The organism is Amycolatopsis tucumanensis, assembly GCF_021654135.1.
GTDB lineage: Bacteria > Actinomycetota > Actinomycetes > Mycobacteriales > Pseudonocardiaceae > Amycolatopsis_E > Amycolatopsis_E tucumanensis.
Genome location: NZ_JAKGSD010000070.1, coordinates 17,961 through 30,991 on the forward strand (window position 1 = coordinate 17,961; position 13,031 = coordinate 30,991).

Below are 13,031 nucleotides of genomic sequence, written 5' to 3' on the forward strand. Positions count from 1 at the left end.
TCTCCGCCTCGCAAGCCCATCGCCCCCCGCAGGCCCATCCGCCCCGCGAACCCATCCCCGCCCCGCGAGCCCACCCGCCCCGCGAACCCATCCCCGCCCCGCGAGCCCACCCGCCCCGCAAGCCCAGCGCCGTCGCGCGAGCCCACCCGCCCCGCGAGCACGTCCCCGGCCCGCAAGCACGTCTCCGGCCCGCAAGCACATCCCGCCGCGCAAGCCCTCCCGGCGCGCATGCTCGCCACGATCCGCAACCGCCGGATGAAGGCCCTCTCGGCGCGGCACTCACCACCGCGGCCCGCGCCGGGCACCTCAGTCATTCACGAACACGCGATCCGGTCCAGCGCCTGCTCGAACAACCCGACCGCCGCGGCGTGCAGGCGGTCTCCGATGGCGCGTGGCGCTTTGCCCGCGCAGGCACGGGCGTGCGTGCCCTCCAGCACGATGCCCAGCTTGAAGCACGCCAGCACCGCGTACCAGGCGATTCCGGAGGTGTCCCGTCCCGAGCGGGCGGCGTAGCGAGCCACGATCTCCTCCTCGGTGGCGAGGTCGCCGGCCGTGGCGAGGCCGGTCCATCCGAGCATCCGGCGGGTGCCGGGCCACGTGGCCAGCAGCCAGCCGAGGTCGAGGAGCGGGTCGCCGATCGTGCTCATCTCCCAGTCCACGATCGCCGCGACCGTCGCGCCACGGCGGTCGAACAGGACGTTCGCCAGGTGGTAGTCGCCGTGGAGGATGCCTGGTGACCACCACTGGGGCACATGCTGCGCGAGCCAGTCGGCGACGCCTTCCACGCCCGGCAGGTCCGGCCCGGGGTAACCGTCGTGGCCCGCGTAGGAATCGAGCTCCGCGAGCCACCGCGGCACCTGACGTTCGAGAAACCCGTGTGGGCGACCGAAATCCGCCAGGCCGGCCCGCTCGTGGTCGACCGCGCCGAGCGCCGCCAGCGCGTCGGCCATCGCCAGGCCCATCTCGTGCCGCAGGTCGGGACGGGTGGCGTGTGGTTCGGGCAGCTCGACGGTCGCGTTGAACCCGTCCACCGGCTCCATGAGGTAGAAGACCGCGCCAGGCAGGACGGTCTCCTCCGGGCAGGCCGCGATCAGCTCCGGGTGCGGCACCGCCGTACCCGACAACGCGGCGAGCACCCGCATCTCCCGGCGCAGCACGTCATTGCTGCGCGCCCGCCGGTGCCGGGGCCCGCTGCGCAACACATACGCCCGGCCGCCACGGCGGAAACGACACCATCAGGTTCTGAGTGCCACCGGCGATCGGCGCGAGGTCCTCGACAGGCCCGCCGGGCAGCCCCTGGCGGTCCATCCACGCCCCGAGTGCGCGCAACTCCCCCGGCGACAGGATCTCGGCTTCCGGCATCGGGCCCCCTCTCCGCTCCTGGGTGCAACATGGCAGAAGCACCCGGGACAGGGAAAGCCCGGACAACCCTCCCCCGGCGACAACCGTCTGCCTCGTCGCCTTGGCGGCGCAGGTTTCGGCAACCGCGGCGGCTCGGACCCGGCGCCGGTGGTTTTGGTGGGCGGCACCGCCGCAGGGTGGCGGCGATCCCGCGCCTCAGGTCAGCGTGCCGAAGAACTTGCGCACATCCTCGACGAACAGATCAGGCACCTCCATCGCCGCGAAGTGGCCGCCTCTTTCGAACTCGCTCCAGTGGCGGATGTCGAGGCGCTGTTCGGCGACCGCGCGCACCGACAGGGTGATGTCGTGCGCGAAGACCGCCACCCCGACCGGCGCCGGGCACGGGCGGCCCGCCTGGGCGGCGTAGGTGCTCTCCTTCGCCAGGCGCGCGGCCGATCCCGCGGTCCTGGTCAGCCAGTACAGCATCACGTCCGTCAGCAGCCGGTCGTCCGGAATGCGCGACTCCGGGTCGGTCCACTTCGCGAACCGCTCGGCTATCCACGCCAGCTGCCCGACCGGCGAATCGGTCAGGGCGTAGGCGATCGTCTGCGGCGTGGTCATGTGCAGGATCTGGTAGCCGGGCCGGTTCGCGGCGTACGCCTTCGTGTGGTCGAGCCTCCGCTGATCCTCTTCGGACAATCCGGCGATCCCACCGGGCGGCGGCAGCGTCGGCAGGTAGTTCAGGTGCACACCCACCACCTGGTCCGGCGCGGCGACGGCGAGCTGCTGCGAGATCCCCGAGCCGAAATCGCCGCCCTGCGCGCCGTACCGCTCGTACCCCAGCCGGCGCATCAGCTCGGCCCATGCCCTCGCCACCCGGGCCACGTCCCAGCCCCGCTCGGCCGTCGGCCCGGAGAAGCCGAAACCCGGGATCGAGGGGATCACCAGGTGGAAGTCGCGCGACAGGGGCCCGATCACGTCCAGGAACTCGACGACCGAACCGGGCCAGCCGTGCGTCACGACCAGCGGCAGAGCGTCCACCCGCGGTGACCGCACGTGCAGGTAGTGCACGGTCTGCCCGTCGATCTCGTCGGTGAACTGCGGGAACGAATTCAACAGGGCCTCCTGGGCGCGCCAGTCGTAGCCGTCGCGCCAGTGACCGGCCAGCTCGCGGACCCGGGCGAGCGGGATGCCGTAGTCCCAGCCCGCGCCGGGCAGCTCGTCAGGCCAGCGGATGCGCTCCAGGCGGGCGGCGAGGTCGTCGAGAGCCGACTGCGGGATGTCGATGCGGAAGGGCTTCTCAGTCATGCCGGAAACGTTAGATCGACGAACGTTAGTTCGTCAAATGATTTGCCGGGCGAACGTTTCGGTTACACTCCGATCATGGACACCAGCGCCCCCGAACGCCTGCGGAACCTGCCCAGCTGGCTGCTCACCCAGACCGCGCACCACGCGCACCGGCTCGTCACCGAGGGCATGTCCGAGGCCGGCGCGCGCGGCTACCACTACCGCCTGCTGGCCGCGCTCGAGGAGTCCGGGCCGTCGAGCCAGGCCACGCTCGGCCGCCGCAGCGCGATCCACCTCTCCGACCTGGTGGCGACCATCAACGAACTGGCCGACCGCGACCTGGTCAGCCGCGAACCGGACCCGGCCGACCGCAGGCGCAACGTCATCACGATCACCCCGGCCGGCCGCAGACAGCTCAAACGCCTCGACAAACAGATCGCGCGCATCCAGGACGACCTGCTCGCCCCGCTGAGCGGCCCGGAACGGGAGCAGCTGACCGGCCTGCTGTCCCGGCTGCTGCGCCACCACACCCAGGACGCGTAACCTGGCTGACGAACTGAGACCGCGGTCACAAAGCGCGCGGTTTCAGCAACGCTCGCCCGGGTAGCCTCACTCGACCGTTGAGCAGACAGCGGAGGGAGCCCGCGTGACCGACTTCTGGATCGACAACGCCCTGCAACGGGCGCTGAACCACCCCACGGACATCCGGACCCTGCGGGAGTCGGCCGCGACCTTCCTCGACGGCTGCACGGTGGAGACGGTCACCGACGCGCTGCTCGTCATCGACGCGCTGGCCAGCGCTGCCTACGAGCAGAGCTGCCTGCCCGCCACGATCCGGCTCGTGCGCGAGGGCACCGAGTCCGGCTGGCTGCGGATCTCGCTGTCCGCGCCCGGCATCGAGCTGCCCTCCGCGGACAGCGGGTTCGGCACCGGCCTGCACGTCCTGACCACCTGCGCGGCCATGTGGGGCCGCAGCGGCGACGGGGACCGTACCGCCCTCTGGGCGCATCTGCCGCTCGCGGCTGCCGTACCGGCCGCACTTCACGTAGCGTTTACACATGGAGTCGCCCCTGATCACCGACCGGCTGGTCATCCGTGACTGGACGGCCGACGACGCCGACGCCGCCTTCGCGATCTACGGCTCGGAAGAGGTCACGCACTGGCTGACCCCCGTGATGGACCGGGTCGGCGATGTCGCCGCGATGCGCGCGGTGCTGCACGCCTGGCACGAGGCCCAGCCGAACCTGCCGCCGCCGCGCGGCCGCTGGGCCATGGAACGCCGGGAGGACGGCCAGGTCATCGGCGGTCTGGCCATCCGCCTGCTGCCGCCCTACGAGGAGGACCTCGAACTCAGCTGGCAGCTGCACCCCGACGCGTGGGGGCAGGGCTACGCCACCGAGGGCAGCCAGGCCCTGATCCGGTGGGCCTTCACCCAGGACACCGACGAGCTGTTCGCCGTCGCGCGACCGAACAACGTTCGGGCGATCGCGACGGCCAAGCGGCTCGGCATGCAGTGGGTCGGCGAGACCACGAAGTACTACGACCTGCGCCTGCAGGTCTACCGCATCCGCCCCGGCGACCTCGACGACGCGCCGGGGGCTTGACCACCGCACCGGCCGCGCGGTTCACTGGCTGACGGGTCGACGTCGCCGCAAAACCGAACGGGATTCTGCCGGGTCTGACAGCCGACCCGCAGGCCATCCGGCACACCTGGGGGAAATCCGGGCACGCCGGACAGAACGACGTTCGGAAGGTGGGCAGCCGATGAGCTTCAACCTGGCGATCATGCTGCGGGAGTCCGCGACGGCCACGGCGGGCAAGGACTTCCTGCGCTTCCCGTCAGGCGCGATGACCTACGCCGAGGTCGACGAGCGCTCCGGCCGGGTCGCCGTCGCCCTGCGCGAGGCGGGCCTGCGCCCCGGGGACAAGGTCGCGGTGCAGCTCGCCAACGTGCCCGAGTTCGTGATCGCCTACTTCGGCATCCTCAAGGCGGGCCTGACGATGGTCCCGCTGAACCCGCTGCTCAAGTCCGCCGAGATCGCCTACCACCTGGACGACTCCGACGCGCGCATGATCATCTCCCACGCCGCGGGCGCGCCCGAGGTCACCACGGCGCTCAAGGAGGTCCCGGACGTCCGCGCGGTGGTCGTCGGCGACCTCGATGCCGGCGCCTGGCCGGAGGGGACGCTGTCCTTCCGGGTGCTGCTGGAGCCCGCCGACGACGGCGACATCTTCCCTGGCGCGGCGGACGACACGGCCGTGCTGCTCTACACCAGCGGCACCACCGGCCGCCCCAAGGGCGCCGAGCTGTCCCACTTCCAGCTCTACATGACGTGCACGCTGGGCAGCGAGCGCTTCGGCGCGGAACCCGAGGACGTCGCGCTGGCCGTGCTGCCGTTCTTCCACGTCTACGGCCTGTCGAGCATCCTCAACGCCTCGGCCCGCCACGGGCGCACGATCTCGGTGGTGCCGCGCTTCGAGGTGCCCGCGGTGCTGGAGGCGATCCAGCGGGACCGGGTCACGATCATGGCCGGGGTCCCCACGATGTACCACGCGCTGGCCTACGCCGACACCACCGGCTACGACACCAGCAGCCTGCGGATCGGCAGCTCCGGCGGGGCGGCGATCCCGGAGGAGGTGCTGCGCCGCTTCGAGGAGAAGTACGGCATCCCGGTGCTGGAGGGCTACGGGCTGTCCGAGTCGGCGTCGACCACGACGGTCAACCCGGGCGCGGACAACCGCAAGATCCTCTCGATCGGCAAGCCGATCTGGGGTGTGGAACTGCGGATCGTCGACGACCAGGACCACCCGCTGCCGTCCGGGCAGGTGGGCGAGATCGTGCTGCGCGGGCACAACATCACGAAGGGCTACTACAAGCGGCCGCAGGAGACCGCGGAGGCGTTCCGCGGCGGCTGGTTCCACACCGGCGACCTCGGCTACGTCGACTCCGACGGGTTCGTGTTCATCGTGGACCGCAAGAAGGACCTGATCATCCGCGGCGGGTTCAACGTCTACCCGCGCGAGGTGGAGGAGCTGCTGTACCGGCACCCGGCGGTCGGCGAGGCGGCGGTGATCGGCGAGCCGGACGAGCGGCTCGGCGAGGAGGTCGTCGCGGTGGTCTCGCTCAAGCCGGGCGCGAGCGCCGAGCCGGACGAGATCGTGGCGTGGGCCAAGGAGCGCATCGCCGCGTACAAGTACCCGCGGCGGGTGCGGATCGTGGACGAGCTGCCGAAGGGCGCGACCGGCAAGATCGCGAAGCTGGAGTTGCGGGCGCGTCTGCGAGGATGACGTCATGCGGTACGACGTCAACACCTCGATCCTGTTCACCGAGCTGGCGCCGGAGCGCCGCCCGGCCGCGGCAGCGGAGGCCGGGTTCGCGGGTGTGGAGTCGTGGTGGCCGTTCGACGGGGTGCCCGGGGACAGCGAGGTCGAGCGGTTCGTCGCGTCGATCGCCGACGCCGGGGTGGAGCTGGTGTCGCTGAACGTGCCGCACGGCGACCTCGCCGCGGGCGAGCGGGGTTTGGCCGGGTTCGCCGCGCGGACGGCCGAGTACCGCGACGGGGTGGACGTCGCGGCGGGCATCGCGGAGCGGCTGGGGTGCTCGCGGTTCAACGTGCTGCCCGGCAACCGCACCGGCGCTTCGCGGGACGTGCTGCTGGACAACCTCGCCTTCGCCGCCGACCGGCTGCCGGGCACGGTGCTGCTGGAACCGCTCAGCGGCGCGCCGGACTACCCGCTGCTGCGCGCCGCCGACGCGCTGGCGCTCGCGGACGAGGCCGGGGCGGGCAACATCGCGCTGCTGACGGACGTCTACCACCTGGGTAGCAACGGCGACGACCTGGACGCGCTGCTCACGCCGCCGCTGCTGGCGCGCACCGGGCACGTGCAGGTGGCCGACGCGCCGGGACGGCACGAGCCGGGCACCGGGAGGCTCGGGGTGACCGCGTGGCTGGACCGCCTGGCCGCGACGGGGTACGACGGCTGGGTGGGACTGGAGTACGTGCCGAGCGGGTCTACTGTGGACAGTTTCGGCTGGTTGTCCCGGCACTGAGCGCTGCCTGTCGGACGGGCGGCCAGGGTGGTGCGCACGGCCGCCGGCTCGGGGTGACCGGGAGGCGGGAGCACCGGACCGCCACCGGGTACGACGGCTGGGTGAACCTGGAACACACGCCGAGCGGATCCACTCTGCACAGACCCCGGTGACTGCCCAGGCGCTGAGCGCTGCCCGCAGACGAGCCACTCGGGTGGCACGCGGCCACCAGCTCAGAGTGACCGCGAGGCCGAAGCATCGCCGCCATCGGGTACAACGGCTGGGTGGGCCTGGAGTACGTGCCGAGCCGATCCACTCTGGACAGCTTCGGCTGGCATTCCCGCACGGAGCGCTGTCCTGCCAGGCGGTCACGTCCGTGGCTCCACAAGCCCACAGCGGACAACTTCGGCCGACCGTCCCGCCGCTAGGCGGTCACTTCCTTCGACGCGGCATCGTCCGCCACGACGACCCGTCGCATCAGCTCCACCAGCGTCCGGCGCTCCTCTGCGGACAGCACGCCCAGCGACTCCTCCTGTGACCGGTGCGCCACCTCCTGCAGGTGGCGCACCAGCTCCAAGCCGGGCTCGGTCAGTGCGGCTTGCTGGCGGCGCCGGTCGGCGGGATCGCGTTCGCGGCGGACGAAGCCGCGTTGTTCCAGCAGGTCCAGGTACCCGACGAGGTGGCTGCGGTTGAGCCCGAGCCGGTCGGCGAGCTCGTGCTGGGCCAGCGGCCCGAAGTCCGACAAACCCGTCAGCACCGCGAAGTGCGGCAACCGCAGGTCGTGCTCGGCCAGTGCCGCGACCAGCCCGCGGTGCCCGATCCGCGCGACGTGGCCCGCCAGGTACGAGGGCAGAGCGAGCAGGGTCGGCGGGCGCGTCTCGCGGTCGTCCATGCGCCGATCCTACCTTCTGGACGTAATCATGTCCTCGTGTAATCATTACGTCATGACACTAACTTCCGCACCCTTCGCCGCGCTGCTGATCGCGGTGCTGTCGTTCTCGTTGCTGCAGACCATGCCGGTGCCCGCCCTGCCGACGCTGCAGGCCGAGTTCGGCACGTCCACCACCACCGTCTCCTGGGTGCTCAGCGCCTTCCTGCTCACCGCGTCGGTCGCCACCGGGCTGCTCGGCCGCCTCGGCGACATGTTCGGCAAGCGCCGCGTGCTGCTCGCCTGCCTCGCGGTGTCCGCCGTGGGCACGCTGCTCGCCGCGCTCGCCCCGTCGATCGGCGTGCTGATCGCGGCCCGCGCGATCCAGGGCGTCGGCGCCGCGACCTTCCCGCTGGCCTTCGGCATCGTGCGCGACGAGTTCCCCCGCGAACGGGTGCCGGTCGCCATCGGCTGGATCAGCTCGACCTTCGGCATCGGATTCGGCGTCGGGCTCGTGATTCCCGGCCTGATCGTGGACGCGCTGAGCTGGGAGTGGATTTTCTGGCTGATGTTCGCGGTGATCGTCGCCGGCATCGCCGCCGTCGCCGCGTTCGTGCGCGAGTCGCCGGTGCGCTCGCCGGGCCGCGTCGACTGGGCGGGCGCGCTGCTGCTCACCGGCGGACTGGTCGCGCTGCTGCTGGCGATCAGCGAGGGCCGGGTGTGGGGCTGGGGCTCCGCGGCGATCATCGGGCTGTTCGCGGCCGCCGTGGTCCTGCTGGTCGTGTTCGCACTGGTGGAAAAACGCCTGACCCAGCCGCTGATCGACATCGGGCTGCTCGGCCGCCCCGCGGTGCTGACGTCCAACATCACCGCGCTGATCATCGGCTTCGGCATGTACGGCGCGTTCACGCTGGTGCCGCTGCTCGTCGAGACGCCGCCGCAGGCCGGGTACGGCTTCGGCGCGTCGGTCACCCAGGCCGGGTTGTTCATCATCCCGATGGCCGTGACCATGCTGTTCGCCAGCCCGCTCGCCGGGCGCATCGGCGCGAAGGCCGGCTTCAAGCTCCCGCTGGTGCTGGCGTGCGTGATCGGCGCGGCCGGGTTCGTGCTGTTCGCCGTCGCGCACGGCGAGCCGTGGCCGATCTACCTCGGCAACGGCATCCTCGGCATCGGCGTCGGGTTCGCCTTCGCCTCGCTGGCCAACCTCGTCGTCGGCGCGGTCGACCCGCGGCAGACCGGGGAGGCGACCGGCATCAACACGATCATGCGCACCATCGGCGGCACCTTCGGCGCGCAGATCGCGTCGACCATCGTCACCGCCGAGGTCATCGCGGGCACCCGGTTCCCGGTGGAATCCGGCTACACCACGGCGTTCGTGCTGTCCGCGATCGCGATGGGAGTGGCGGCGCTGGTCGCGCTCGCCGGCCCGGGGCGGCTCGTGCCCGCGCCCGCGCCGCGCCCGGTGGCGGCTCGATGACCGACTACGGGCACGACCTGCTCTTCGGCGCGGTCCTCACCCCGGCCACCGGACGGCCGGAACTGGCGCTGGACCTCGCGCGGGTCGCCGACCGCGCGGGGCTGGACCTGGTGAGCGTGCCGGACCACCCGTACCGGCCCGAGTTCACCGAGGCGTTGACGACGCTGTCGGTGATCGCCGCGCGGACCGAGCGGGTGCGCGTGTTCCCCAACGTCGCCAACCTGCCGCTGCGCCCGCCCGCGATGCTGGCCCGCGCCGTAGCGAGCCTGGGCGCGCTCAGCGGCGGCCGGGTCGACCTGGCGCTGGGCGCCGGGGCGTACTGGGACGCGATCGCGGCCGAGGGCGGGCCGTGGCGCGCGCCCGCGGAAGCGGTCGCCGCGCTCGGCGAGGCGATCGCGGTGATCCGTGCACTGTGGACACCCGGCGGCCCGGTCCACCTGCCGGGCAAGCACTACGGCCTGGACGGCGCCGAACCCGCTCCCCCGCCGGGCCGCCCGGGGATCTGGGTCGGCGCGCTCGGGCCGCGGATGCTGCGCCTGACCGGCGCCCTCGCCGACGGCTGGCTGCCGAGCATGACCCGCATCCCGCCCGCCGATCTCCCCGCCGCCAACGCCGCCGTCGACGCGGCCGCGGCGGACGCGGGACGCGACCCGGCCGCGATCCGCCGTCTCTACAACCTGTCCCCGCCCGCGCTCGGCTCGCCGCGTGGCTGGCCCGAGCGGCTCGCCGAGCTGGCCCTCACCCACGGGGTGAGCGGGTTCCTGCTGCCTGCCGGCTCCCCGGGCCCGCTGCAGCTCTTCGCGACCGAGATCGCCCCGGCGGTGCGCGAACTGGTCGCCGCCGCGCGCCGGCTCAGCGCCGGGCGCGGCCCATCGCCCGGCCCCGCGTCCAGTAGCCCTGCGACGTGACGTCCTGCCTGCGCACCCCGAGGGCGTCCTGCGCCAGCCCGCGCACCTGGCGCGTCAACGCGCTTTCCGTCGCCACCCAGGCGTGCCAGCCCGGCAGCGGACCGAGTTCCCGCACGGCGGCCAGCACCTCTTCCGGCGATCCGCACCGCCGGACGTCCCCGCCCGCCACCGGCAGCCGGTCGTGGTCCTCGAGCAGGAACACCTTCGCGGGCACCGGTTCCGGCAGCGCGCGCAGGATGTCGTTGATCGCCGGGAGGGAGCACGGGTCGCCCACCAGCAGGTACCCCTCCGGGGCGGGCGCGGGCACCGCGAAGCGCTTGCTGCCGTACACCGTGGCGCGCAGGGTCTGGCCCGGTTCCGCGCGCCGCGCCCATTCCGACGCCACTCCCTCGCCCTCGTGCAGCGCAAACTCGCACGCGAAGGTGCCGTCGTCGCGGCGGACGTCGGTCACCGTGTACGCCCGCTGGTACTCCTCGCCGCCCGCGGGGATCCACAGCCGGATCCAGAACGCGGGCGGCGTTTCCTCCGCGGCAAGCAGTTCGGGCCCCGCGAACCGGATCCGTCGGTAGTGGTCGGCGACGTCCTCGGCCGCGCACACCCGGAGCGGATACGTCGGCGCCCGCAGCGTTTTCAGGACGATCTTCTCGAACCGGCTCAAAGCCCACCTCCCAGTAGTAAGGGTAGGCTTACCTTCTCACGCTCGGGCAGTCAAGTGTTCGCCATCCGGTCGCCGCCGCGACGCCTCCCGTATCCGCGGCGGGATCAGGCTGACCGCCATGACAGCCCTGAACCGTCGCGGGTTCCTGCAGCTGGCGGGCGGTTCCGCCGCCCTGTCCGCGCTCGCCCCGAGCATCGCCCGCGCCGCCGCCATCCCCGCCGGCCACCGCACCGGCACCCTGCGCGACATCGAGCACGTCGTCGTCCTGATGCAGGAGAACCGTTCGTTCGACCACTACTTCGGCTCGCTGCGCGGAGTGCGCGGCTTCGGCGACCCGCGCCCGGTGGCCCTGCCCAGTGGCAAGTCCGTGTGGCACCAGTCCGACGGCACGCGCGAGGTGCTCCCGTTCCGGCCGGAGGCGCGCGACCTCGGGCTGCAGTTCCTGGAGGACCTCGACCACAGCTGGGAAGGCGGCCACGCCGCGTGGAACCAGGGTCGCTACGACCGCTGGATCCCGGCGAAGACCGCGACCACAATGGCTTACCTGACGCGCGAGGACATCCCGTTCCACTACGCCCTCGCCGACACGTTCACGATCTGCGACGCCTACCACTGCTCGCTGATCGGGCCCACCGACCCGAACCGGTACTACATGTGGAGCGGCTACACCGGCAACGACGGCACCGGCGGCGGCCCGGTCATCGACAACGACGAACTCGGCTACAGCTGGACGACCTACCCGGAACGGCTCGAAGCGGCCGGCGTGTCGTGGAAGATCTACCAGGACGTCGGCGACGGCCTCGACGCCGAGCACAGCTGGGGCTGGATCAGCGACGCCTACCGCGGCAACTACGGCGACAACTCGTTGCTGTACTTCGACAACTACCGCAACGCCAAGCCGGGCGACCCGTTGTACGAGAAGGCGCGCACCGGCACGAACGCCGCGAAGGGCGAGGGGTTCTTCGACATCCTCACCGCCGACGTGAAGGCGGGCCGGCTTCCCGCGGTGTCCTGGATCGTCGCCCCGGAGGCGTTCACCGAGCACCCGAACTGGCCTGCGAACTACGGCGCCTGGTACATCGCGCGGGTCCTCGACGCGCTCACCGCCAACCCGGAGGTGTGGAGCCGGACGGCGTTGTTCATCACCTACGACGAGAACGACGGGTTCTTCGACCACGTGGTGCCGCCGTACCCGGAGCGGTCCACTGTGGACGTTTCCGGCGAGCTGCTGGACGGTCAGCCGTACGGGCTGGGCCAGCGGGTGCCGATGCTGGTGGTGTCGCCGTGGAGCAAGGGCGGCCGGGTGTGCTCGCAGGTGTTCGACCACACCTCGATCGTGCGGTTCCTGGAGCGGCGGTTCGGGGTGCACGAGCCGAACATCTCGCCGTGGCGCCGGGCGATCTGCGGTGACCTGACCGCGGCGTTCGACTTCTCCCGAACGGACGCCGCGGTGCCGGGCCTGCCCGGAACGGACGGCTACTACCCGCCCGACCGCGAGCGGCACCCGGACTACGTGCCCGCTCCCCCGGCCGATCCGGCGCTGCCGCGGCAGGAACGCGGTCAGCGCCCGGCCCTGCCGCTGCCCTACGACCTGACGGTGGACGGCCAGGTGCGCGACGGCGTGCTGCGGCTGACGTTCGCCAGCCGCGGCCCGGTGGGCGCGCACTTCCACGTGACGTCGGCGGCGGGCCCGCGCGGCTACACGGTCGGCGCCGGGCAGCGGCTGAGCGACGAGTGGCCGGCGTCGTCGGAGGTCGTCGTGCACGGCCCGAACGGCTTCTACCGGCGGTTCGTCGGCAGCGGGGCCGAGGTGACCGCGCGGCCGGTCGGCGGGGACCTGCAGCTGGTGCTGACGAACCCGGGCCGCACGACGCTGGGGGTGACGGTGACGAGCGGCTACGGCCACCGGCGGGTGGACTACCGCCTCCGCCCCGGCGCGGCGGTCACCCACCTGGTCCGGACGACCGACGGGTGGTACGACGTGACCGTGAGCGCCCCCGGCCTGACCCGGCAGCTGGCCGGGCACGTGGAGACCGGGCGGCTGAGCCGGACGGACCCGGCTATCGGCGCCTGACCCACGGCAGCCGGCCGGGTCAGCGGCCGCCGGGCGGGCGGGCGGGGCAGCGGCCGCCCGGCGGGCTGGCTGGGTAGCGGTCGCCCGGCGGGCTGGCTGGGGCGGGCGGAGGCAACCGACGTGGTGGTCGAGGGGCAGAGGACAGGCTGGCCGGGAGGCAGACGGGCCTGCCGAGGGCGGGCCGGTACCTCGGCCAGGCCTCCCAACCCAGGCCGGCTGGACCGCCCGACCACCACGCCCGGACAGGTAGCCGAAGACCGCCGGCCCGACGGGGCAGACGGGCCGACCGAGGGCGGGGCCGACCCCCCGGCCAGGCCCCCCAACCCAAGCCAGCTGGACCGCCCGACCACCACGCCCGGACAGGTAGCCGAAGACCGCCGGCCCGACG

The 13,031-nt window shown here is 72.6% G+C and carries 13 protein-coding genes; 8 read left to right on the forward strand and 5 right to left on the reverse strand.

Annotated features, from left to right (window positions below):
- Positions 1–314: 314 nt before the first annotated feature.
- The 3 genes from L2C96_RS39500 to L2C96_RS39510 form a co-directional block, all read right to left on the reverse strand.
- Positions 315–1,157 carry a phosphotransferase family protein gene (locus tag L2C96_RS39500; RefSeq protein ID WP_237339741.1) on the reverse strand — a complete coding sequence of 281 codons (843 nt, stop codon included), beginning with the start codon at positions 1,155–1,157 and terminating at the stop codon, positions 315–317.
- A 1-nt stretch (position 1,158) separates the two neighbouring features.
- Positions 1,159–1,362, reverse strand: a complete 204-nt coding sequence (locus L2C96_RS39505) for a hypothetical protein (protein WP_237339742.1) — start codon at positions 1,360–1,362, stop codon at positions 1,159–1,161.
- A gap of 195 nt (positions 1,363–1,557) precedes the next feature.
- Positions 1,558–2,649, reverse strand: coding sequence for an epoxide hydrolase family protein (locus L2C96_RS39510; protein WP_237339743.1), 1,092 nt, complete (start codon positions 2,647–2,649; stop codon positions 1,558–1,560).
- Positions 2,650–2,724: 75 nt separating this feature from the next.
- Between L2C96_RS39510 and L2C96_RS39515 the strand changes: the two genes are divergently transcribed.
- The 5 genes from L2C96_RS39515 to L2C96_RS39535 all read left to right on the forward strand — a co-directional run bounded on the left by L2C96_RS39515 (position 2,725) and on the right by L2C96_RS39535 (position 6,679).
- Complete coding sequence (locus L2C96_RS39515) at positions 2,725–3,171, forward strand: MarR family winged helix-turn-helix transcriptional regulator (protein WP_237339744.1); 447 nt, start codon at positions 2,725–2,727, stop codon at positions 3,169–3,171.
- A gap of 103 nt (positions 3,172–3,274) precedes the next feature.
- A complete protein-coding gene (locus tag L2C96_RS39520) occupies positions 3,275–3,727 on the forward strand; it encodes a hypothetical protein (protein WP_237339745.1) in 453 nt (150 codons plus the stop codon).
- Complete coding sequence (locus L2C96_RS39525; RefSeq protein WP_237339746.1) at positions 3,687–4,232, forward strand: GNAT family N-acetyltransferase; 546 nt, start codon at positions 3,687–3,689, stop codon at positions 4,230–4,232. Before L2C96_RS39520 ends, L2C96_RS39525 begins: the two co-directional genes overlap by 41 nt.
- Positions 4,233–4,392: 160 nt before the next feature.
- Positions 4,393–5,916, forward strand: a complete 1,524-nt coding sequence (locus L2C96_RS39530) for a long-chain-fatty-acid--CoA ligase (RefSeq protein WP_237339747.1) — start codon at positions 4,393–4,395, stop codon at positions 5,914–5,916.
- Positions 5,917–5,920: 4 nt separating this feature from the next.
- Positions 5,921–6,679 (forward strand): TIM barrel protein, encoded by a 759-nt coding sequence (locus tag L2C96_RS39535; RefSeq protein WP_237339748.1) that lies wholly within the window; start codon positions 5,921–5,923, stop codon positions 6,677–6,679.
- A gap of 403 nt (positions 6,680–7,082) precedes the next feature.
- Here L2C96_RS39535 and L2C96_RS39540 read toward each other — a convergent pair whose 3' ends face one another.
- The gene (locus L2C96_RS39540) at positions 7,083–7,550 is read right to left on the reverse strand and encodes a MarR family winged helix-turn-helix transcriptional regulator (protein ID WP_237339749.1); all 468 of its coding nucleotides are present in this window, start codon (positions 7,548–7,550) and stop codon (positions 7,083–7,085) included.
- 52 nt (positions 7,551–7,602) lie between these two features.
- Here L2C96_RS39540 and L2C96_RS39545 point away from each other — a divergent pair, with 52 nt between their 5' ends.
- Both L2C96_RS39545 and L2C96_RS39550 read left to right on the forward strand, forming a co-directional pair.
- Entirely contained in the window at positions 7,603–9,003 is a 1,401-nt protein-coding gene (locus L2C96_RS39545) for an MFS transporter (protein ID WP_237339750.1), read from the forward strand.
- Positions 9,000–9,911 (forward strand): LLM class flavin-dependent oxidoreductase, encoded by a 912-nt coding sequence (locus L2C96_RS39550; protein WP_020422956.1) that lies wholly within the window; start codon positions 9,000–9,002, stop codon positions 9,909–9,911. The genes L2C96_RS39545 and L2C96_RS39550 overlap by 4 nt, the downstream gene beginning before the upstream one ends.
- Here L2C96_RS39550 and L2C96_RS39555 read toward each other — a convergent pair.
- Positions 9,856–10,569: a siderophore-interacting protein gene (locus tag L2C96_RS39555; protein WP_020422957.1), complete on the reverse strand. Its 714-nt coding sequence runs from the start codon at positions 10,567–10,569 to the stop codon at positions 9,856–9,858. The two genes, L2C96_RS39550 and L2C96_RS39555, sit on opposite strands and share 56 nt — an antisense overlap.
- 118 nt (positions 10,570–10,687) lie before the next feature.
- Between L2C96_RS39555 and L2C96_RS39560 the strand changes: the two genes are divergently transcribed.
- Positions 10,688–12,643, forward strand: a complete 1,956-nt coding sequence (locus tag L2C96_RS39560) for a phosphocholine-specific phospholipase C (RefSeq protein ID WP_237339751.1) — start codon at positions 10,688–10,690, stop codon at positions 12,641–12,643.
- Positions 12,644–13,031: the final 388 nt, after the last annotated feature.